General features: G+C 72.4%; 1 protein-coding gene. It reads right to left on the bottom strand.

The window, feature by feature from the left end; translation table 11 throughout:
- Positions 1–131: 131 nt before the first annotated feature.
- Positions 132–1,922, bottom strand: a complete 1,791-nt coding sequence (locus D0Z06_RS24995; protein WP_199522539.1) for an IS1634 family transposase — start codon at positions 1,920–1,922, stop codon at positions 132–134.
- Positions 1,923–2,078 lie beyond the last annotated feature (156 nt).

Below are 2,078 nucleotides of genomic sequence, written 5' to 3'. Positions count from 1 at the left end.
CCCGGGTTCCGCAGTTCGTAGGTCGACGAGATGGGCGAATTCGTGCGTTGACCTGCGGAGATGTGCCTCGGCGGGAGACAGGGGCGTGTCACTACACGTTCCGGCGGCCTCGGTAGCGGTATCTGTGCAGCTCAGGCGGGGTGTAGCGCGGTGATCCGGGGCGGCGGGGCGACTGCGCAGGCCCGAAGAATGCCGGACTGGCCGGTGGTGAGTTCGGTGGTCTGGGTGACCGTGCCGGTCGGCCCGGTCAGGGTCACGGCGTGCAGCCGGCCGAGCTCGCGGGCCAGGGCCGGCCAGGTCTGGCCGGTGCGCCGTTCGGCGACCCGGATGAGCAGCAGCGCCAGCCAGCACAGCAGCACGTGCGCGCGGATGCGGGGCTCGAGGCGGTGGAACACCGGCCGCAGCTCCAGGGTGGATTTCAGGTCGCGGAAGCCGCGTTCGGCCTCCAGCAGGTTCTTGTAGCCCAGCGCGACGTCCTCGGCCGAGAGGTCGGGGTCGGAGGTGACCAGCAGGTACTTGCCGTCCAGCCGGGCCTCGGCGCGGACCTTGGCGGTGTCGACGACCAGCCGCCCGGAGGAGGTCTGGCGCAGCCAGCGGCCCAGCGCCGGGTGGTCGCGCAGCGCGCACTCGGCCCGGGTGTGGGCGGCCAGCTCGGCGCCCCGGCGACGAGTGGCGGCGGCGGTCGTGGGCTTGGTGGTGGCCAGCCGGGCGCGTGCCATGGTGATGCGGGCCAGCTCCTCGCGGATGCGGGTCAGCGCGGCCTCCCGTTGCGCGGCGGCGCGGGTCGCTTCGTCCGGGTTGGCACAGAGCACCCAGCGCAGATCCGGCGCGGACTCGAGGCGGACCTCCTTGACCCGCAGGTTGTCCCGCACCTGGCGGTAACGGCCCTGGCGGGCCAGCACCTCCTCCACGTGCGGGGTCCCGGCGCGCATCCGCTCGCCGGCGATGAAGTGCCCGCCGGCGCGGCGCAGGTAGTCCAGGTTGGCCGCGGAGGAGAAGCCGCGGTCGACCACGGTGACCACCCGGCCCAGCCGCCAGGCCCGCAGATCGTCCTTGACCTGCGGCAACACGGCCTGGTCGGAGGTGTTGCCCGGCCAGCACCACACCCGCACCGGGATGCCCTCCCGGGTCACGGCCAGGCCGATGATGATCTGCGGCAGATCGGGCCGGGAGTCCTTGGAGTGCCCGTAGCGGCGAAACCCCGACCCGCCGCCGGAGTCGGCCGCGTCCTTGGCCCCGGCTTCTGCGCCGGCGACTGGGGCGGTGTCCGGGACAGGAGTGTCTTCGGTGTCGCGCTCGAAGTAGGTGCTGGTGGTGTCGAAGAACAGCAGGTCGACCTCGAGGTTGAGCAGGTTGGCCACGGCGAAGAACACCGCCTCCTGCACCTTGGCGTCGGTGTCGGCCTCGATGAGCAGGTCCATCGCCCGGTACGCCTGATCATCGGTCGCCTCGGCCAGCCCGGGGATGGCCACGTCGGAGCTGATCCACTCGGCGGCGGCCAGCTTGGAGGTCGGGGCCAGCGCCCGGTTGGCGACCAGCGCGAAGAGCATCCGCTCGACGTCGGTGGTGAACCGGCGGTCGCCGAGCACCTCGCGCAGTGCGGTGCCGATCCCGAGTTGTTGCCACAGCCCGTCCAGCAGCCATGCCCCGCCGGCCGGGCGGGAGTCGGTGATCCTCAGCCCGCCGCCGGGTTGCGCGCCGACCTGGACGCCGGCGTCGCTGCCGGCGTCGTCGCCGAGGTAGCGGTTGATCGAGCCGACCAGCCGGCGCAGCCCGGCGACGTCGAGGCGGTCCTCGCGGCCCAGCGGCAGCAGCACCTTGGCCACCGACGGGCCGCCCGGGCTGCGCTCGTTGTGCGCGATCGACACGTACCGCACCGTCGTCCCGTCCTGGTTCTGCCGCGACGACGTCCGCAGGTACACACCTACACCCTGGCCGCCGATGACCAGCAAGAGCAAGCCCTCAGCGGCCCAAACGTGTACCTACACATTCACGCCCGTCGGGAACGCTACGCCCGCTCGACCAGCACCTTCGTCCGCGCTACCCGCCTCGTGTGCCCATCAACTGCGGAACTCGGG

The organism is Geodermatophilus marinus, from assembly GCF_003428645.1.
Taxonomy (GTDB): domain Bacteria; phylum Actinomycetota; class Actinomycetes; order Mycobacteriales; family Geodermatophilaceae; genus Geodermatophilus.
The sequence above is the reverse complement of the archived record's forward strand: the minus strand, read 5'-3'. Positions and strand labels throughout refer to the sequence as shown.